The sequence below is a fragment of the Pseudomonas sp. Pseusp16 genome (assembly GCF_047324915.1).
Taxonomy (GTDB): Bacteria; Pseudomonadota; Gammaproteobacteria; order Pseudomonadales; family Pseudomonadaceae; genus Aquipseudomonas; species Aquipseudomonas fluorescens_CD.
In genome coordinates this window covers 5,497,036-5,517,017 of sequence record NZ_CP168522.1, presented here as the reverse complement: position 1 = coordinate 5,517,017, position 19,982 = coordinate 5,497,036, and the positions used below count along the sequence as shown (strand labels likewise).

Annotated in this window: 17 protein-coding genes; 2 read left to right on the top strand and 15 right to left on the bottom strand. The window is 62.7% G+C overall.

Features of this window, described 5'->3' with window-relative positions; genetic code table 11:
* Positions 1-115: 115 nt before the first annotated feature.
* The 15 genes from madM to pilG form a co-directional block, all read right to left on the bottom strand.
* Positions 116-880 (bottom strand): malonate transporter subunit MadM, encoded by a 765-nt coding sequence (gene madM, locus ACEN8Q_RS25025; RefSeq protein WP_413703883.1) that lies wholly within the window; start codon positions 878-880, stop codon positions 116-118.
* A gap of 1 nt (position 881) precedes the next feature.
* Positions 882-1,298, bottom strand: coding sequence for a malonate transporter subunit MadL (madL, locus tag ACEN8Q_RS25020; protein ID WP_008019933.1), 417 nt, complete (start codon positions 1,296-1,298; stop codon positions 882-884).
* A 63-nt stretch (positions 1,299-1,361) separates the two neighbouring features.
* Complete coding sequence (mdcH, locus tag ACEN8Q_RS25015) at positions 1,362-2,273, bottom strand: malonate decarboxylase subunit epsilon (protein WP_413427651.1); 912 nt, start codon at positions 2,271-2,273, stop codon at positions 1,362-1,364.
* Positions 2,270-2,890: a malonate decarboxylase holo-ACP synthase gene (locus tag ACEN8Q_RS25010; RefSeq protein WP_413703882.1), complete on the bottom strand. Its 621-nt coding sequence runs from the start codon at positions 2,888-2,890 to the stop codon at positions 2,270-2,272. The genes mdcH and ACEN8Q_RS25010 overlap by 4 nt, the downstream gene beginning before the upstream one ends.
* Entirely contained in the window at positions 2,884-3,687 is an 804-nt protein-coding gene (gene mdcE / locus ACEN8Q_RS25005) for a biotin-independent malonate decarboxylase subunit gamma (protein WP_413427653.1), read from the bottom strand. The genes ACEN8Q_RS25010 and mdcE overlap by 7 nt, the downstream gene beginning before the upstream one ends.
* The gene (locus ACEN8Q_RS25000; RefSeq protein ID WP_413427654.1) at positions 3,684-4,535 is read right to left on the bottom strand and encodes a biotin-independent malonate decarboxylase subunit beta; all 852 of its coding nucleotides are present in this window, start codon (positions 4,533-4,535) and stop codon (positions 3,684-3,686) included. The genes mdcE and ACEN8Q_RS25000 overlap by 4 nt, the downstream gene beginning before the upstream one ends.
* Positions 4,528-4,827: a malonate decarboxylase subunit delta gene (locus ACEN8Q_RS24995; RefSeq protein WP_008001147.1), complete on the bottom strand. Its 300-nt coding sequence runs from the start codon at positions 4,825-4,827 to the stop codon at positions 4,528-4,530. The genes ACEN8Q_RS25000 and ACEN8Q_RS24995 overlap by 8 nt, the downstream gene beginning before the upstream one ends.
* Positions 4,827-5,717, bottom strand: a complete 891-nt coding sequence (locus tag ACEN8Q_RS24990) for a triphosphoribosyl-dephospho-CoA synthase (protein ID WP_413427655.1) — start codon at positions 5,715-5,717, stop codon at positions 4,827-4,829. The genes ACEN8Q_RS24995 and ACEN8Q_RS24990 overlap by 1 nt, the downstream gene beginning before the upstream one ends.
* Positions 5,717-7,387: a malonate decarboxylase subunit alpha gene (gene mdcA / locus ACEN8Q_RS24985; protein WP_413703881.1), complete on the bottom strand. Its 1,671-nt coding sequence runs from the start codon at positions 7,385-7,387 to the stop codon at positions 5,717-5,719. Before mdcA ends, ACEN8Q_RS24990 begins: the two co-directional genes overlap by 1 nt.
* Before the next feature lie 232 nt (positions 7,388-7,619).
* Complete coding sequence (locus ACEN8Q_RS24980; RefSeq protein ID WP_413427656.1) at positions 7,620-8,081, bottom strand: chemotaxis protein CheW; 462 nt, start codon at positions 8,079-8,081, stop codon at positions 7,620-7,622.
* Positions 8,074-14,088: an Hpt domain-containing protein gene (locus tag ACEN8Q_RS24975; protein ID WP_413703880.1), complete on the bottom strand. Its 6,015-nt coding sequence runs from the start codon at positions 14,086-14,088 to the stop codon at positions 8,074-8,076. The genes ACEN8Q_RS24980 and ACEN8Q_RS24975 overlap by 8 nt, the downstream gene beginning before the upstream one ends.
* A gap of 37 nt (positions 14,089-14,125) precedes the next feature.
* The gene (locus tag ACEN8Q_RS24970) at positions 14,126-16,186 is read right to left on the bottom strand and encodes a methyl-accepting chemotaxis protein (protein ID WP_413703879.1); all 2,061 of its coding nucleotides are present in this window, start codon (positions 16,184-16,186) and stop codon (positions 14,126-14,128) included.
* A gap of 153 nt (positions 16,187-16,339) precedes the next feature.
* Positions 16,340-16,879, bottom strand: coding sequence for a chemotaxis protein CheW (locus ACEN8Q_RS24965; protein ID WP_413703878.1), 540 nt, complete (start codon positions 16,877-16,879; stop codon positions 16,340-16,342).
* A gap of 10 nt (positions 16,880-16,889) precedes the next feature.
* Positions 16,890-17,255 (bottom strand): twitching motility response regulator PilH, encoded by a 366-nt coding sequence (gene pilH, locus ACEN8Q_RS24960; protein ID WP_007897961.1) that lies wholly within the window; start codon positions 17,253-17,255, stop codon positions 16,890-16,892.
* A gap of 57 nt (positions 17,256-17,312) precedes the next feature.
* Positions 17,313-17,717 carry a twitching motility response regulator PilG gene (gene pilG, locus ACEN8Q_RS24955; protein ID WP_413703877.1) on the bottom strand — a complete coding sequence of 135 codons (405 nt, stop codon included), beginning with the start codon at positions 17,715-17,717 and terminating at the stop codon, positions 17,313-17,315.
* Between the two features lie 347 nt (positions 17,718-18,064).
* Between pilG and gshB the strand changes: the two genes are divergently transcribed.
* Together gshB and ACEN8Q_RS24945 are read left to right on the top strand one after the other, a co-directional pair.
* A complete protein-coding gene (gene gshB / locus ACEN8Q_RS24950) occupies positions 18,065-19,018 on the top strand; it encodes a glutathione synthase (protein WP_085716383.1) in 954 nt (317 codons plus the stop codon).
* Positions 19,019-19,082: 64 nt separating this feature from the next.
* Positions 19,083-19,982: an energy transducer TonB gene (locus ACEN8Q_RS24945; protein ID WP_413703876.1), complete on the top strand. Its 900-nt coding sequence runs from the start codon at positions 19,083-19,085 to the stop codon at positions 19,980-19,982.

Sequence of the window (19,982 nt, the reverse complement as noted above, 5' to 3'; positions counted from 1 at the left end):
CCAATTTGAGCCGCCTCCAACTTTGTGAAGGTTATATTTGTATAACTCCACATTTCACCGAGCAGCTCATGAAACTCGGTAAATGTGGAGGCGACCATTAGCAAATTCGGAGAATCTACCCAACAATCCCGCGAACAATGAAGTACAACAGCGAAGGCCCCAGCAAGCAGCCCAACCCGGTGTGGAAGGTCGCGGTCAACGCGCCATAAGGCACCAGCCGCCGATCCGTCGCCGCCAAACCGGCAGTCACGCCACTGACCGTCCCGGCCAGCCCACCGAACACCATCGCCGAGCGCGGGTTATCCAGGCCCATCCAGCGCGCCGCCATCGGCGTACCGACCATCACCAGAATCGCCTTGATCAGGCCGGTGGCAATCGACAGCGCCACGATATCGGAACTGGCACCAATGGCCGCTCCGGTGACCGGCCCGACAATGTAAGTCACCGCTCCGGCGCCAATAGTGGTCATGCTCACCGCATCGCGGTAGCCGAATGCCCAGGCCATGCACGCGCCGACAATAAATGGCAGCACCGTGCCCAGCAGTAGCGCGATCACGCCGATCAAGCCGGCTTTTTTCGCTTCAGTGGCCTGCACCTCGAATGCCGTGGCGACGATGGCGAAGTCCCGCAGCATGGCACCGCCCATCAACCCGATGCCGGAAAACAGCGTCAAGTCCGCCAGGCCTTTTTGCCCACCGGTCATTGTGCCCCCGACCCAGGCGAGCACCAGGCCGATGACGATGGCAATCGCCGAGCCGTGGATACGCCCGAAGGTCAGGCGCTTGGAGATCACCACTGACACCCACATGATCACGCCAACGAAAGCGAAAGCAGTGACCAGGCCGTTGTGTTCAAGGCCGTTCTTGATGAGATCCCACATATCAGCGACCTCCTGCCGGTGCGCCAACAGCCGTTACATCCGCCGGTTCATCGGGCAAGGGTTCGCCTTTGTGGGTCCGGCTGATCAGGGCAATGGTGCAACCGCAGACCACCACCGAACCGATCGCCGCCAGCACCGCCACCGGACCACCGTGCAGCGCCGTGACCACGTTTTGTTGCGCCGCCATCGCCACCACCACCGGGATGTACATGGCACCCCAGAAACCGACGCCCAGCTCGCAATCCCTGGTCATGCCGCCACGCTTTTGCATCCACAACCGTGCGCAAATCAGCAGGATCATCGCGATCCCGACACCGCCGACGTTTGACTTCACGCCCAGCAGCACACCGAGCATGTCCCCCATGATCACCCCTGCCAGCGTACAGATCGCCAACAGCGCCACACCGTAAATAATCATTGTTGTAGTCCTCAAAGTGCATTTCGAATGTTGTTTTTGTTGTTCGAAGCCTGAGTCGGCGATTTAAGAGTGACGGCTTCCCTCCTCACGCATCAGCGCCTGAAGCGTATCGAGCCGCGCACCGTCGAAGGCAATCACGGTGCCCTGCTCGAACACCCGGCGCGCCAGCCCGGTCAACACCGCACCAGGCGGCAGTTCGATCTGTAGGCGTACGCCGCGCTCGTAAGCGCTTTGTACCGTGCCCCGCCAATCAACGATGCGACACATGTTGAAGGCCAGGTCGTCACGCAAGGCTTCGGGCTTGATCAGCGGACGCGCACGGCTGCCGCTCAGATAACCGATTTTCGGTGTATTCAGTGACACGTTGGCGAAGGCGTCGGCCAGTCGTTGCGCGGGGGCCTCAAGCAATGGGCAATGTGACGGCACGCTCACTGCCAGACGCTTGGCCAAGCCGGCTCCACAACCTTTCGCCAACTCGGCCACCGCCTTCATCGCCGCGTCGCTACCGGCAATCACCACCTGGTTATCGGCGTTGATGTTGGCCAGATAAACCGGCATTTCTGCGCTGTGCACCCGGGCCAGTAATCCTTCCACCGTGGCCAGGTCCAGGCCGATGATGGCGGTCATGCCGTAGCCCTGTGGATAAGCCTGTTGCATCAGCTCACCGCGCAGGCTGACCAGATGCAGCGCATCACTGAAACTCAGGGCACCGGCCACCACTGCAGCCGGGTAGGCACCGATCGACAAGCCAGCGACGTAATCCGGAGTCATGCCCAACTGGCGTGAAGCGGCGACGCCGGCGATCAGCAGGCAAAGCTGAACCGCCCTCGTCGACTGCAACGCCTCGGCAGAATCCAGCTGCGTCACTTCTTCACCGAGCAGGTCGCTCGCCTCGTTCAACGTTTCCCGAGGCAAACGCGCCAGCATGCCGGGTTGTTGCGCGCCCTGGCCAGGGAACACCAGCAAGCTGCTCACGCCGCTTGCTCCTGTGGATTCCACGGATCGCTGACCAGGCGGGCCTGAGTGGCACTTTTCAACAAGACCCGCGACGAAGCACCGGCCCACTCGCGCAGGGCGATGGCGCCCGACGGTGTCTGCAATTGCAGGTCAACGCGGCACACGGCCGTGTCCAGAATGACCACCAACGCCTGCGCGTCGACACGACTCAACGGACGTGGTGTACGCAGGATCAGATCGAGATCGCTGCCCTCGTGCAATGCGGCAAACCCGCTGGCCAACTCGAACCCGGCACTGCCACTGACACCCCAGGTCCAACCACTGTCATCGAGGTGCGGGCGCAGCTGCGCCAAGGCTCGCAACGCCGGGAAATCACGCTGGCCTTGCACATCGCACAGTTCTTCCGGTCGTACCCGTCGCGTGATGGCGGCAACTTCCATCTGCGCGGCAAATCGCTGTTCGCGCAACGGTCCACGCACGCCCACCGCCACCTGCCCCGCCGCGCTCAAGGCGCGACGGACCACCACCGGCTGGCCGGCACTGATCGACTCGATCACCCACACAGGCACATCCGCAGGCAACTGCTGCGGGGTCATGCCCCACAGCAGGTCGTGAGCCAGAAGCCCTTTCACCACTGCGCTCTCAGCAATTGGCGAACCTTGCTCGACGCCGCACGGTTGGCCGCACCAAGACGACCGCTGAGATCAGCGCCCTTCTCGGCGATATCACCCATCGCCTGACCCAGGCACTCGGCCACCCGCGCCAGATCCGCCGAAGTCGGCTGCTCGATCTGTTCCACCGACAAGGTTTCCCACAGCAGCCCGAGGCTGGCATAGCTGTCGATGTCATAGGCCATCGGCGGCACGCTGGCGGCGAAGGCTTCGAGTTCTTCAACGCTGCGCAAGGTCACCCGCGCTGCCGATGCCTTGCCCATCGCATGTACCATCACGCCCGGATCGCGCAGGGCGATCAAGCGATTGGCCTGATAGCCGTGGGCCAGAAACGCCCCCGACATTGCCTTGCCCACCAGCAAACCGATAACCGCATGACCGGCCAGACGGGCACGGGCATAACTGTCCGCCGCACCGGCCAGCGCCTGATGAATGCCAAGGGCTTCCTCGCGTCGACCGTAAGCCTGGCTCGGCACATCGACGATGGCGATCAGGGCGCGTTTCTGTGCCTTGTTCTGATCGGCAGCAATGACTTCATCCACGGCCTTGGCCAGGCCCCAGCCTTCGAGCAAACCCACTTCGCCGTTGCGTGCGCGGACGAAGCGGTTTTCGGGGTCAGCCACCACGGCGATGAAACGCACAGGCTGATCGCCCAGTACACCGTCCGCGACCTTCAGCGAAACAGGCAAGCCCTCGACCGGTTTCGCCCCGTCACTCAAGGCGTTGAACCAGTTCAAACCACGCAGGGAATACGAACTCATGGGCGTTCTCCTTGGTACAGATCGCGAACCACCGACGGCTCGATTTGCGGTTCGGCGTCCAGACGCGCCAGGCGCTGCAGGAACAACCCGGCCTGACGGCTGCGGGGTTGCGCCGGCAAACCTTGCTTGAGCCATTCACCGACCTGCTGGCGAATCTGCACCACGTCGTCAGCGACATAGCCGTCCGCCAGACCGCTGGCAAAGCGCTGCTCGCCACCGGTCAGGCTCCAGATGAAAGGCCGGTCGCGGGAGTCGTATTCCTCGAGTCCGGCTTCCTGCTCGATTACCTGCGGGCCGTTCAGGCCGAGCCGCGCTTCCTGGGTCACCAACAGGTAGCTGCATAACCCGGCGGCAATCGACATGCCGCCAAAGCACCCGACGCTGCCCGCCACGACACCGACCACGGGTTGGTACTGCTGCAAATCGACAATCGCGGCGTGGATGTCGGCAATCGCCGCCAGGCCGAGGTTGGCTTCCTGCAACCGCACGCCGCCGGTTTCCAGCAGCAGTACGGCGCGGGTCGGGATGCCGTTGCGGTTGTCTTCGGCGGCCAGTTCCAGTGCGCCAGCAATTTTTGCTCCGCCGACCTCACCGAGGCTGCCGCCCTGGAACGCACCTTCGATGGCCGCGACCACCACGGGCAGGCCAGCGAGACTGCCCTTGGCGATCACCACGCCGTCGTCGGCCTGCGGCACCACGCCCTGGCGCGACAGCCATGGCGACATGATGCGCTGGAACGGGTCGAGCAATTCGCGGAAGGTCCCGGCGTCGAGCAGGGCCTTGGCCCGTTGCCGGGCACCGAGTTCGACGAAGCTGTGCTTGTTCAGCAGGGATGCGCTGTCAGTCATGGCCGATCTCCTCGAAGCCCTGTTCCAGACGCAGGCGCACCACGCCCGGTGTCGCACCGAAATCATGGATGTCGATGGCCATCGCCGGCGGCGTCTGGCCGTCGAACATCCGTGCGAACAGATGCTGCCAGCGTTGTTCGCTGCCATTGACCGAGGTCTGCACGTTGATCGTCAGCTTGCCGGCCTGACCCGGTTCGATCAGCACTTCCAGATCGCCCGAGCCGACACAACCCACCAGCGTACGGCCGCGTGGTGGCTGCCCGGCGGGGAATTCAAAGGATAAAGTTTCCATCAAAACACTTCCCTTCTTGAATGGCAGAGGATGAGGCCGTCGTCCGACTCGATACGGTCGATGAACAGGCAGGCGGCGAGCAGGTCCGCAGCACCACCGGGCGAGGCATTCAACGCGATCAGTTGTTGGTCCAGTTCATACAGGCGGCGACGTCCGCCGAGGCTGGCACTGCCACCCGCATCGAGCACCGCCCGGGCGCCCCGCTGCATGGTGTGCAGCCCTTCTTCGCCGGCGCGGTAAAGCACGCAGGTGTCGGCCAGATTGGTCATGATCGCCAACAGCGCATCGAGCCGGGCATTTTGCTCGCCATGCCCTTCGTCACGGCTGCGGCGCAGTTGCGGCAGCGCACGTTGGATCACCGCCGGGAAGCCCAGTTGCGCTTCTTCACGGGCACCCCGTGCACCGAAACGCTGGGCGACTTGAGCGCCGTGGCTCAGCGGGCGCGGCGCGTGACGGTCGTCGAGCAGCGCCAGGCGCGCGGCACGAATCGATACGCTGCTTGCAGCCGAGGACTTGGGGTCCAGCGCAACGGCCGTGACCAACAAGCCCAAGGCCCAGATCGCCCCTCGGTGGGTGTTCACGCCGCCGGTGGTGTCGAGCATCGCTTGCTCGCCCTCTCGACCGATGCGGCCAACGGCTTCGCGCAGCGGCAACCCGACTTCGCCGAACTCGATGGCTGCTTCAGCCATTTCCTTGAAGGCCGGCCACAAGGACAGCGCCGAAGCGTGCATCAGCCCCAGGTGCAAATCGGTGTGGGCGCCATTACCGCGACGGTCGACCAGTGCCGGTTTCGGCGACAGATCTGCCTCGTCGATCAGCGCGTCAACCGCGAGGTCCGCCAGCCGTTCGGCCAGGCTCAGGGCTTTGGTTTGCAGGTTAAGTGCGTGCATTACCAGCTCCTGAACTTGGCAGGCGGGTTGTAGAGGCCACCGGACCATTCCACCAGATCGGCCACGCTTTTCGCCGCGAGCAGTTCGCGAGTGGCGTCGGTGCGGCGGATGCCGAGGTCTTCGGGCAAGGCGATCCGGCCTTCACGGCGCATGCGTGCAGTATCCTTGGGGTTGTGACGCAGGCCGATGGCGGTCACCCCGGCGACGGCGGCGATCATCGCCTGGCGTTCTTCCAGCGAGCGCGCCTTGTACAGATAGGCGATGCCTTCTTCGGTCAGCAGGTGGGTGACGTCGTCGCCGTAGACCATGATCGGTGCCAGGGGCATGCCGCTTTTCTTCGCCACATCAACCGCATCGAGGGTTTCAACGAAGGTCGGCTTACCGCCCTCCTGAAAGGTCTCGACCATCTGCACCACGAGTTTTTTACCGCGCTCGAGCATCGGCTCGGCCACGTCGGTGTTGCGCATGTCGAGCCAGGCTGGCGTGCCGTGACGACGACCGCGCGGGTCGTGGCCCATGTTCGGCGCGCCGCCGAAACCGGCCAGGCGCCCACGGGTCACGGTGGAGGAATGACCATCGCCATCGACCTGCAAAGTTGCGCCAATGAACAGGTCCACGGCGTATTGCCCGGCCAGTTGGCTGAACATCCGATTGGAACGCAGGGAACCGTCGCGCCCGGTAAAGAACACATCCGGCCGCGCCGCAATGTAGTTCTCCATCCCCAGCTCGGTGCCGAAGCAATGCACGCTTTCGACCCAGCCGCTTTCAATCGCCGGAATCAGGGTCGGGTGCGGGTTGAGCGTCCAGTTGCGGCAGATCTTGCCCTTGAGGCCTAGGGATTCGCCGTAGGTCGGCAGGATCAATTCAATGGCGGCGGTGTTGAAACCGATGCCGTGATTCAGCGACTGCACGTTGTGTTTTTCGTAGATGCCACGGATCGCCATCATCGCCATCAGCACGTGCACGGGCTTGATGTGCCGTGGATCGCGGGTGAACAACGGTTCGATGTAGAACGGCTTGTCGGCCACTACCACGAAGTCGACCCAGGAGGCGGGAATGTCTACGCGCGGCAGGTCGCTGACGTCGTCCACCAACTGGTTGACCTGGACGATGACGATGCCGTCGCTGAAGGCTGCCGGTTCGATCAGTGCCGGAGTGTCCTCGGTGCTCGGCCCGGTGTAGATGTTGCCGGCGCGGTCGGCCATGAACCCGGCCGACAACACGACGTTGGGAATCAGGTCCACCACCAGCCGTGCGTAGAGTTCGATGTAGGTGTGGATCGCGCCGATTTCCAGCAGGCCGTCTTCGAGCAACTGGCTGATGCGCAGGCTTTGGGTGCCGGCAAAAGAGAAGTCGAGCTTGCGGGCGATGCCGCGTTCGAACAGGTCCAGGTGCTCGGCGCGGCCGACGCTGGGCATGATCATGTGCAGGTCATGCAGCTTCGCGGGGTCGGCCTTGGCCAGGGAGCGGGAAAGGAAATCCGCCTGCTTCTGGTTGTTGCCTTCGAGCACCACACGGTCGCCGGGCAGGATCAACGCCTCCAGCGCCGCGACGATGTTGTCGGTGGGCAACACCACACCGTCGGCAAGACCTCGCACCAGCTCGAGGCGCCGCTGCTTTTCGCTGCGCCGCCGCGTCCATCGCGAGTCGGGGGATATTGTTGTTGTCATGACCACTCCACGGGTTCGCTGTCGTGGGAGTCACCTTAGGAGTGTTGAGTGGGGGCATCAATCAAGCAGAGCGGTGGATCGTTACGCTCAGGTTAATGATCAAGATTGGCGTCGTTCATGCTGGCCTCTTCGCGAGCAAGCCCGCTCCCACAGTTGATCTGTGGTGAACACAAAACCCTGTGGGAGCGGGCTTGCTCGCGAAGGCGTCAGTCAGATCACCGCTGAATCGGGATCAGTCGATCAACCCGGCATCCACCAACAAGTTCTCCAGAGCCAACAAATCCGGTACCTTGGCCACTTGCTCGCCCACCTGCACCGCCGCCTGCTCCAGCGGACACAACGGCACATCCACGTAGCTCAACTGGCTATCGAGCTTGCAGGAGCGCGGAATCCCCTGCACCAGCAGCGCGATGAATTTCAGCTCGGGTCGCCCGCCGAGTGTGTTGAGGATGACGATCCGCGCGCGTTCGCCGATGACGACTTTCTGTGCGCATGCCGACTCGAAACTCAGCAGCGGAATCTGCCGGTCGCGCCATGTCACCAGCCCCAGGTACCACGGCGGTGTGTCGAGGTCGAAAGTCCCCGGCTGCTGGTAATCGATCAGCTCGGCCACGGCGACGTTGGGCAGGATCAGATTGCGGTCGGCCAATGGCAACAGCAGGCCGGTGAGGTTGCTGGTGCGGTGCTCAAGCATGGGTCTTGCTCCACAAGGCGATGCTTTCGAGCAGCACCGATTCCTGGTACGGCTTGCCAAGGTAGTCGTTGACGCCGATGGCCATGGCGCGATCGCGGTGTTTCTGTCCGGTGCGCGAGGTGATCATGATGATCGGCAGGTGTTGCAGGCGTTCGTCGTTGCGCACCTGGGTCGCGACTTCGAAGCCATCCATGCGTGGCATCTCGATGTCCAGCAGCATCAGGTCGGGCATGTGTTCTTCCAGCAGCAACATGGCATCTACCCCGTCCTTGGCGGTCAGCACGTTCATGCCGTGGCGTTCGAGCAAGCGGCTGGTGACCTTGCGCACGGTGACCGAGTCGTCGACCACCATCACCAGCAGCGGACGATGCGGTTCGGCTTCGACTTCCTGGCCCGCCGGACGCTGGGGGATACGGGCCTGCATGGCGCGGATCGGCGCCAGCAAATCCAGGATCAACACCACCCGGCCGTCCCCGAGAATCGTCGCCCCGGTCACCCCTTGCACCGCCGCAAACTGCGGCCCCAGGCTCTTGACCACGATCTCGCGAGTGCCGGCCATGGCATCCACTTGAACGGCGATATGCCGCTCGTTGCACTGCACCAGCAACACCGGCAATGGCAGGCTCTGGCCCAACAGTTTCGGGCGCGGGCTGGTTTTCAGCAGCTCGCCCAGATAGCACAGCTCATAACGTTGCCCGGCGTATTCGTAGGTTGGCGAATCGAAACGGAAATAGCCTTCGAGCTCGTTGGGCAGGACGCGAACGATGCCGTCGATAGTATTGAGCGGGATGGCGTACTGGTCCTCACCGCACTGCACCATCAGCGCCCGGTTGACCGATACCGTAAACGGCAGGCGAATGCGGAAATGCACGCCCTGCCCAGGCACCGAGTCGATGCTCATGGTGCCGCCCAGTTGGCGCACCTCTTCGTGCACCACGTCCATGCCGACACCGCGACCGGAAATCTGGGTGATTTTCTCGGCGGTGGAAAACCCCGGTTGCAGGATGAACTGCAACACGTCGTGATCACTGATGACAGTGTCCGGGGCCAGCAAGCCGCGCTTGATCGCCTTGCGCCGTACCGCGTCCAGCGGCACACCGGCCCCGTCGTCGCGGATGTCGAAAATGATGTCGCCGCCTTCGCGCAGCAGATCGAGGGTGATCTTGCCCTTGGCCGGTTTCCCCGCCGCCAGCCGCACGTCAACGGACTCCAGGCCATGGTCGACGGCGTTGCGCAGCATGTGTTCCAGCGGCGCGGCCATGCGTTCGAGGACGTTGCGATCCATTTCGCCTTCGGCGTTATCGACGATGAAATCCACGTCTTTGCCCAGTTCGCTGGACACCTGCCGAACGATGCGTTGCAAACGCGGGAGCATGCGTTCGAACGGCACCATGCGCGTACGCATCAGGCCTTCCTGCAATTCGGTGTTGATGCGGCCCTGCTGTTGCAACAGGTTTTCCGCATCCTGATTGCGGCGTTCGAGGGTTTCCTTGAGGTCAAGCAAGTCAGAGGCCGATTCGAACAACGCCCGGGACAGTTGCTGCAACTGCGAGTGGCGGTCCATTTCCAACGGGTCGAACTCTTCGTAGCCCAGACGTTCGGCGTCGACTTGCTGGCGGCTGAGGATCCGCCCCTGGGTTTCGGTATCGAGACGGCGCAACTGGTCGCGCATGCGCTCGATGGTGGTTTCCATCTCGCTCAGGGCGATGTGTGCATCGTTGACCTGTTGTTCGATCCGCCCCCGGAAGATCGACGTCTCACCGGCCAGGTTGACCAGATCGTCGAGCAGCTCCGCCGAGACCTTGACCATGTCCGCCCCGGTATCGGACGGCGGCGCCAGCGGCTCGGCCTTGGGCGTGGTCGACGGCGCCACCGGCGCGGGGGTTTCGGGCACAACCGGGTGGCTGAAGTTCTTGATCGCATCGATCAAGCGATCGGCGGGCGGCATGGGCTCACCGGCGCGGGCTGCGTCGAGCATCTGCGCCAGGCGGTCATGGCTGCGCTGCAACAGCGTGAACAACGGCTCCGTCGGTTGCAGCACACCGGTGGACAGGCCTTCGTAGAGGAACTCCAATTCATGGGCCAGATCACCGATCGCGGCGATTTCCACCATGCGCGCACCGCCCTTGAGGGTGTGCAGGTCGCGCAGCAGGGTTTCCACTTCCTGGCGATTCGAAGGCTGGGCCTGCCAGCGCTCCAGCGCCGCCCCGGAGCTTTCGATGATGTCGAAACCTTCCTCGAGGAAGATCTCCAGCAATTCCGGATCGTGCGCAGCCGAGTCGCTGTCGATCGCTTGCCGGGCCGCCTCGGCGACTCCCGCATGACCTTGGCGGTAGGCACGAATGGCTTCGATCAGCTCACGGGAATCGTCCAGCGGCTGGTTGAGGTGCAACTGTTCAAGGTACAACGCCAGTCGGTCATGGCTCTGTTGCAGCAGCACTGCCAGTGAATCGCTGAAGGCGTAACGACGGTCCAGCAGGCCTTGGTAAAGGCTTTCCAGTTCATGGGCCAGATCGCCGACCGGTCCGACCCCGGCCATGCGCGCGCCGCCTTTGAGGGTGTGCAAATCCCGTTGCAGCGATGACAGCGGCGCGGCGTTGTCCGAGTCGCGCAACCAGCGCTGCGAGGCCTGACCGGCGCTTTCGAGGATATCCACCGCTTCTTCCAGGAAGATCGCAACAATTTCATCGTCCAGCTCGCGCCCCTCTCCTGTAGGAGCGAGCTCGCTCGCGATGGGCGTTAACGATGACGCGTTGTCATTGGATAAGCGCGGCGCATTTGAGTCCATCGCGAGCGAGCTCGCTCCTACAGGGGGTTGCGTGCGCTCAAGTTCCTCGGTGGCAGAACCCAGTTCGCGGATGCTCAGGCTCCGGCTGCCATCGCTGCGGATCAGGCCCATGGCCGACGGGTCAAGGCTCTCGTCGAGCAGCTCGCGCAAGGCCCTGATCCGTTGCGGCTGCGGGCTGACTTCCTGGCCGGCGGCCAATTCATCGAGCATGTTGATCAGCGCTTCGTGGGCATGCTGGGCTTCATGGAAAAACCGCTCGCTGACCGCAAGGCTGCTTTCTTCCACGGCACCGTACAAGTCGAGCAACGCTTCGCACAACTCGTCCACCGGGTGCAGATCGGCCAGATGGGCACCTTCGCCGAGGGTGGTCAATTCGTCCAGCAGCGCGCTGAGCTCCTGACGTTCGCCGGGGTGCTGCTGCCAACGCTGCAACAGGCTTTCGGCGTCCAGCAGGATGTCCATACCCTGGGCGAGGAAATTGTTGATCAACTGTGGGTCGCGCTTGATCCGCAGCCCCGTGTTCGGTGTGCTCAGGAGGTTTTCCAGGCGCTCGGTCAGCAGCGCCCTGGCTCGCTCGGTCAAACCCCGGGCACCGGGAATTTCCGCCAGCGGATCTTTCTTGAGCTGACGCAAACCGAGGCGGAACAGTCCCTCTGCTTCCAGCAGCAACTCGACTTCATCCAGATCCAGCGTGATCAGGTGCGCCTTGTATTCCCGGGCCAGCTGATCCAACGGGGCGGCCAGTTCGGCAATCGGCAGGACACCGGCCATGTAGGCACTGCCCTTGAGGGTGTGCAAGGCGCGCTGCAATTCGTCGCTGGCCTGCACCGGCATATGTTCGGCAGCCTGATCGAGGAACCGATTGAGGCTGCCCAAGTGGGTTTCGGCCTCTTTGCGGAAGATCTCCAGCAACAGCGGGTCGAGGGCCGCGACATCTTGCGTATCCTCATCGGACACCGGTTCCTCGCCCTTGGCCAGGGCATGGGCGCGGGCGGCCAACTGGTCGACATCGTTGCGCTGGCGCTGGGCATTGGCGGCGTATTCTGCCACCAGCTCTGGCAGCAGATGCAGCACATCACCGATCAGTTGCTGCACCGTAGCGCCCGGCTCCACGCTGTTTTCCAGTACGCGGTTGAGCAGGTTTTCCACGGCCCAGGCCAGCTCGCCCAGCACCAGGGCGCGCACCATGCGACCACTGCCCTTGAGGGTATGGAAGGCGCGGCGCAGCTCACTCAAGGCCGAGCGGTTGTCAGGGTTGACCGACCAGCGTGGCAAGTACTCGCGCAGGATTTCCAGGACTTCGTCGGTTTCTTCGAGGAACACCTCGCGCAGTTCCTCGTCCACCGGCTCTTCGCCTGAAGGCGGCGGCAGCAGGCTGCCCGGGGTGTTCAGCGCGGGCGGGTTGAGGCTCGAAACCGGGCTGGCGAGCACATCGGCCAGAGTCTGGACGATCTGTGGATCATCCAGCTCCTGCATCATCTGCATCACCTGCGCTTCGCTCGGGTTGAGCACATCATCAAGCACTGGCACATGCTGCTCACTGGGGAAGAACCCGAGGCTCGCCAGGCTCTTTTCCGCAACATCGAGCAGGTTTTCGCCCTGCGCTTGCGGGTCGTCGCTGAGGCGCTCGAGGTAGTACTCGATGCTGGTGATCACGTCGGCCAGGCTGTCCAGTTCCTGCCAGCCCGGTTGACCCGGTTCGAGCAACAGGTGCTCGCGAATGAAGTGATTGCAGGTTTCGACCAGGCTCGCCGCGCGGCTCAGCGGAATCATCGCCAGCGCGCCGCGCACCTGGGTCAGCAAGGCCGGCAGCGCCTGCAAATGCTGGCGGTCCCAATCGGCGTCGATGTAGTCGACGATCATGTCCTTGGCCTGCTGCAAACAGATGCGCGCCTCCTTGATCACGATCTGGTGGATCTGCGTCAGGTCGGTGGTCGGCAGGCGGTTGTCGTCCTGGCTCTCCGGTTCCACGGTACCGACCATGCCGGCCAGCGTCGCTTCGACGTACAACAAGGCCCCGGCAACGTCCATGAGGATGGCATCGTTGGGTTCGCGCTGGCCCTGAGCGAGGCTTAGCACCACCGCCAATTGATCGATGATCACCTTGCGCGGCTGGCCGAAGCCCAGGACCGCCAGGGTGTCGGCAATCTGCCGCAGCGGCGCCAGCAGGCTGTCGAGGTCGGAGGTGTGCTGGCGGTCACTGCGCACGAACAGATCCAGACGCTCCTTGACCCGCACCAGCTCTTCGCACAGCGCTGCCAGCACCGAGCGCATGGCGTCGCGGTCGGGACCGGCCAGCCGCGCGCGTTCTTCATCGACCATCGCGCTGTCGGGCAGCGCGTCGTCCAGTGAGTAGCGTTCTTTCATGGTCAGCATCTGCCCGGTGGGATGTTCGGCCTTGGCAATGTAGAACAGCAAACTCTTGAGCAGCTCCGGCGGGGCCGGCTGGTTGATGCCGGGCATGCCTTGCTCGAGCAGGCGCTTGAGTTCCTTGTCGGCATCCTTGAACAGGCTGCGCAAGGCCGGGCTGTTGGCAATCACACCGCCCTGCATGCCTTCGACCAGCGCCGATGCCACCTGCCACAACGGGCTCAGGGGCGCGTTGCCGCACAGCGCTTCGAGGCGGGTGAAGACCTTGGCCAGGTAGTCGAGGTTGGTGTCGTTGTCCTGTTCGCGCAGGAACCCGACCAGCGCCAGCTGCAGCATTTGCCGCAACTTGCGCAACACATTGGGCAATTCGTCCGGTTCCAGCTGCGCCAGCGTTTCTGCGTCCAGCGCCGGCAACTCGGGCAATTGCGGGCTGAACAGGCTGGTTTCCGACAGCAGGCTTTCGCCCCGGGCGCTGCGCAGGTCGTTGATCAGTGGCAACACCACCAGTGGCAAGTCGCGGCGCGCGCCTTGCACCCGGTCCAGATAAATCGGCAGTTGCCCAAGGGCCTGCATCAGCAGGTGCAGCGCCTCGTCGCGATGGCTGACACGGTTACCCTGCAAGGCCATGGCCAATTGTTCCATCTCTTCGGCGAGCAGCGCCGCGCCGTAGAACTCGACCATCTGCAGACTGCCGTGGACCTGATGGATGCACGCCAGGCAATCATCCAGCGCCTGCGTCGCCTGCGGGTCATCGAGCAGGTTTTCGATCGCGTGATGAGCCTGTTTCAGCGTTTCGGCAATCTCGCCCTTGACCCACTCGAGGGCCACATAGTCGTGCCGATCACCCATAACCACTCCAATCACAATTCAGATACCCATGGGCGGTTCAAGCTTTGTCCACAACCTGCGCCTTGGCATCCGGCAAGGTGAAACCGGACACCGAACGACGCAACTGACTGGCCATTTTCGCCAGGTTGCCGATGCTTTCGGCAGTGGCAGTGGAGCCCGACGATGTCTGCGAGGTGATCTGCTGGATCACGTTCATCGTCAGGGAGATTTGACCGGCTGACGACGTCTGTTGTTGCGCCGCATTGGAAATACTCTGGATCAACGCCGCAAGTGTCTTGGAGACGCCTTCGATTTCTTCCAGGGCCACACCGGCATCCTGCGCCAGCCGGGCGCCGCGTACCACCTCGGTCGTGGTCTGTTCCATGGAGATGACCGCTTCGTTGGTGTCGGTCTGGATCGCCCGCACCAGGGTTTCGATCTGCCGGGTGGCGGCGGATGAGCGCTCGGCCAGGCGCTGCACTTCATCGGCGACCACGGCGAAACCACGACCGGCGTCACCGGCCATGGACGCCTGGATAGCCGCGTTGAGGGCAAGGATGTTGGTCTGGTCGGCAATGTCATCGATCAGGCTGACAATGTCGCCGATTTCCTGGGATGACTCGCCCAGGCGCTTGATGCGCTTGGCCGTGTCCTGGATCTGCTCGCGAATGTTGTCCATGCCGTGGATGGTGTTGTGCACCACCTCGTTGCCCTTGTTGGCGATTTCCACCGAGCGTTCGGCAACCGCCGAAGATTCAGCCGCGTTGGCCGACACCTGGTCGATGGATTCGGCCATGTCGTTGATCGCCATGGAGGCCTCGGAAATCTGCTGGGCCTGATGTTCCGAAGCCTGGGCCAGGTGCATGGCGGTGGCCTGGGTTTCCTGCACGGCGGCGGCAACCTGGCCGGCGGTGAGGTTGATGGTCGCGACCAGATCGCGCAGCTGGTCGACGGAGTAATTGATCGAGTCGGCGATGGTGCCGGTAAAGTCTTCGGTCACCGAGGCCGTCACTGTGAGGTCGCCGTCGGCCAGGTCTTCGATCTCGTCGAGCAAGCGCATGATCGCGTTCTGGTTGCGCTCGTTCTTCTCAGCGGTTTCGCGCAACTGACGATTGGTTTCGCGCACCATCACCATGCCAATCAGGATGATCGAAGCCAGCGCCAACAGGCCCAGCACGTAACCGCCTATGGTGTCGGTGGTGCGCCCGCCGACCATGTTTTCAAAACCGCTGGCCAGGTGCGAGGCTTCGTCGAGCAGGGTTTGCGACAGGCTGAAAATGTTCGAGGCCGATTCACGGACCTTCAACAATTCCGGCGAGGTTTCGAGGATCTCGTCCACCGAGCCCGATACGAACTCGAACAGCTCGGAGATTTCCGCGAGTCGCGCACGGGCATCGCGGTCTTCGACCTGGCTGACCTTGAGCGCCGGGTCGCCCTGAAGCATGCCGTTGAGCACCTTGCCGAACTGCGTCGCGTCACGTCCGAACGCATCGGCGGCCTGCTGTGAATTTTCGTCGCCGGCCAACACCGTGTTGACTGCGCCGAGGATCCGCTCGGCCAGCAGCGATTGGCGCTGGGCCATCGCCACCTGGGCCGCCGGGGCGCCCCGCTGCAGGAGAATCTCGACGACCTTTTCGTACTCGACCTGCAACTGCGGCACGGTTTCGGCCAGAGTCGCGGCAACCTGATGCAGCGACAGTACGGTTTGCTCGCTGGAGAGGATCGCGTCGGTGTTTTTCAGCAGGCGTTCCCAGTCCTGTTGCACCGCGCGCATCTCTGGACGCACGGTGGCGGGGGCAGGCGGCAGGCCGGTGGCCGGGTCGCCCTTCTTCAGATAACCCCAGCGCTGGGCAAAATCGTTGCGCGCATCACTGAGCAACTTGAACGCGGCAGCCTTGCCGGCGGCGGCTTCGGTGGCGTTCTTGGCGATACGCTGGGACAGCACGCGCAGTTCGCCGGCGTGGCCGATGTACTGTTTGTCGTAGGTAGCCTGGGTGTTGAGGTACGCGAAGTTGGCGAACAGCAGCATGATGAAGACGATCAGCGCGATGAACAGCACGATAATCTGCGACCGGCTGCGCGACCCTTCCATTGGCTTGCCTGCTTTTGCTTTTATCATCGGTCCTCGCCTGTTAACCCATTTCCGAGCCTGCCCGGGACCCTGTGGGAGCGGGCTTGCTCGCGAAAGCGGTAGATCAGCCAATATCAATGCTGAATGGACTGCCGCCTTCGCGAGCAAGCCCGCTCCCACATTGGATCTGTGTTGTTCCTGTCACACCGCGACGTTCATGAACCCCTGAGACTGCGTCAATGCAAACGGGCTGAACACCTGCCAGCACTGCTCACGCTGAAACCGGCCTTTGACAAACGCCGCCATCGTCCCCTTCAACTCATCTGTCGGCACCGGCTCCAGGCTGTCCTGGGCAAAGTGCTGGAGGCCGAAGACTTCATCGACCAGCAACCCGGCGAACACCTCTTCATGTTCCACCACCAACACCCGCCGCTGTCGGCGCACAGCCGAAAGCTCGTGCCCGAAGAAGCCGCACAAGTCCATGACCGGCAGCAAACGCCCGCGCAGGTTGGCGACACCCTTGATCCAGGGTTTGACCCCCGGTAGCTGAGTGAGGCGCGGCTCGTGCAAGACTTCGCTGACTTCGCTCATAGGGGCGACATACCAGTGCTCGCCCAGGCGAAAACCGATGCCGCTCCAGCTGTCCCGCCGGGCTGGCTGGGACGGCAAGTCCGCCGCCAGCAACCGACAGCGCTGGTCGATTTGCAGCAGCAGTTCGAAAGCCGTCAGCGACTCGTTCATGGCCTGTCGATCAACCGGCCAGCACGTTGTTCAGGGTCTTGATCAGGGTGTCTTCATCGACCGGTTTGGTCAGGTAGTCCTTGGCGCCCTGGCGCGTGCCCCAGACCTTGTCGGTTTCCTGATCCTTGGTGGTGATGATGATCACCGGGATGTGCCCGGTTTCCGGGTCCTTGGTCAGCTGGCGGGTCGCCTGGAAGCCGTTGAGGCCGGGCATGACAATGTCCATCAGGACCGCATCGGGCTTTTCCTGGCGGGCCAGGGCGACACCGTCGGCGCCGTTTTCGGCTTTCAACACTTCATGACCGTGCTTTTCCAGCATGCCGGTCAGTTTGTACATTTCGGTCGGCGAGTCATCGACGATCAGAATACGTGCCATGGTCTTCCCCATTCTTGTCGACGCCGGGCCCGATGGCCGAGCGTCACTGTGCGTGTCCTACTGCGGCAAAACGGCGGCGAAACCAGGAACATGGGCCTGGATCGCATCAAGCAATTCTTCCTTGCTGAATGGCTTGGTCAAAAACTGGTCGGAGCCGACGATGCGACCCTTGGCCTTGTCGAACAGCCCGTCCTTGGACGACAGCATGATCACCGGAGTGGACTTGAACGCGCTGTTGTTCTTGATCAGGGCGCAGGTCTGGTAGCCATCCAGGCGCGGCATCATGATGTCGACAAAGATGATGCCGGGGTGGTTGTCGGCAATCTTGGCCAGGGCATCAAAACCGTCGATGGCCGTGATGACCTCACAACCCACGTTCCTGAGCAGCGTTTCGGCGGTGCGACGGATCGTCTTCGAATCGTCGATCACCATGACCTTCAAGGCGCTGGGATGCTGTTCCATAAAATGCTCTACCGTCGCCTTTGCGAAACAAATTGTCCGTTTGCCGGTTAACCCGGCTCGAAACCCTTGATGTTCAAGGGCTAGCACGACATGGCAGCCTTTTTAGCACAGTCTCCAAAACCAATCTATCGGCCGGCTTGCAAGGTGGTTTTTCCTTGACCGGGAACACACTCGGCGCCACTCTGACGCCACTTTTATACGCTGATCTTTTGTAGGAGCGAGCTAGCTCGCGATGGTCGTCAACGATGACGCGCATTCGCTGGATGAGCGCGGTGCTCTGAAGTCCATCGCGAGCGAGCTCGCTCCTGCAAAGGTCGCCATAGCCCCCAAATTTCGAGGAAACACCCATGAGCGTTCGCGTCGGGATTGTCATGGACCCTATCGCCAGCATTTCCTATAAAAAGGATAGCTCGCTGGCCATGCTGCTGGCCGCGCAGAAGCGTGGCTGGGAGCTGTTCTACATGGAACAGCGCGACCTGTATCAGGGCGAAGGCCAGGCGCGGGCGCGGATGCGTCCGCTGCAGGTGTTCGCCAACCCGGAAAAATGGTTCGAACTGGGCGCTGAAAGCGATGCGTTGCTGAGCGACCTGGACGTGATCCTGATGCGCAAGGATCCACCGTTCGACCTGGAGTTCGTCTACTCCACTTATTTGCTGGAACAGGCCGAGCGCGCCGGCGTGCTGGTGGTCAACAAGCCGCAAAGCCTGCGCGACTGCAACGAAAAGCTGTTCGCCACACTGTTTCCGCAGTGCACGCCGCCGACCGTGGTCAGCCGCCGCGCCGACGTACTGCGTGAGTTCGCCGCCAAACACGGCGATGTCATCCTCAAGCCGCTGGACGGCATGGGCGGCACTTCGATTTTCCGTCACCGCGCGGGCGATCCGAACCTGTCGGTTATCCTCGAAACCCTCACCGCCCTCGGCGCCCAGCAGATCATGGGCCAGGCCTACCTGCCAGCGATCAAGGACGGCGACAAGCGCATCCTGATGATCGACGGCGAGCCAGTGGATTATTGCCTGGCACGGATTCCGGCCCAGGGTGAAACCCGCGGCAACCTGGCCGCCGGTGGCCGTGGCGAAGCCCGACCGCTGACCGACAAGGACCGCTGGATCGCCGCACAAGTCGGCCCGACCCTGCGTGAGAAAGGCCTGTTGTTCGTTGGCCTGGACGTGATCGGCGAGCACCTGACCGAGATCAACGTCACCAGCCCGACCTGCATTCGCGAGATCGACAATGCGTTTGGCACCGACATCGGCGGCCTGTTGATGGATGCCATCGATCAGAAGCTCAAGGCACGTTGATTAGCCAAACCAACATTGCGTTATCATGCGCGGCCTGTGAAAACGCGATGTTGGTTTCCTTGTCATGACACTCCCGTCCGATCTGCCTGCCGAACTCGCCCACCGCGGCGTGCGCCCGGCCGATCGCCTCGGTTTTACCCTGTTTCTGGCAGCGCTGATCCACCTGGCCTTGCTGTTGGGTGTCGGGTTTGCAGTGGTCGAGCCCAAGCAGATCAGCAAAACCCTGGAAATCACCCTCGCCACCTTCAAAAGCAAAAAAAAGCCTGAGAAAGCCGATTTCCTGGCCCAGGAGAATCAGCAAGGCAGCGGCACCCTGGATAAAAAGGCGATTCCCAAGACCACCGAGGTCGCGCCCTTCCAGGACAACAAGGTACAGAAAGTCACGCCACCGCCGGCCGCCAAGCCTGACGTGCAGGAAGCGCCACCGAAGGCGGCCGTGACCACCGTGGCGCCGAAGCCGAAAAAAGCCCCCGCCAAGACCGAGGAGCCCAAGACCGAGGTCAAACCCCAGGTCCAGGCACCGACGTTCGACAGCGAGCAGCTGTCCAGCGACATCGCCAGCCTCGAAGCGGAACTGGCGGCCGAACAACAGCTGTACGCCAAGCGCCCGCGCATTCACCGCCTGAGCGCGGCCTCGACCATGCGCGACAAGGGCGCCTGGTACAAGGACGAATGGCGCAAGAAAGTCGAGCGCATCGGCAACCTCAACTACCCCGACGAAGCGCGGCGCAAACAGATTTACGGCAATTTGCGCTTGATGGTCTCGATCAATCGCGACGGTTCGCTGTATGAAGTGCTGGTGCTGGAGTCTTCAGGCCAGCCGCTGCTGGACCAGGCCGCGCAGCGGATTGTCCGGCTGGCAGCGCCATTCGCACCGTTTACCGGGGATTTGTCGGATGTTGACCGGCTGGAGATCATCCGCACCTGGAAATTTGCCCGCGGCGATCGTCTCTCCAGCAACTGA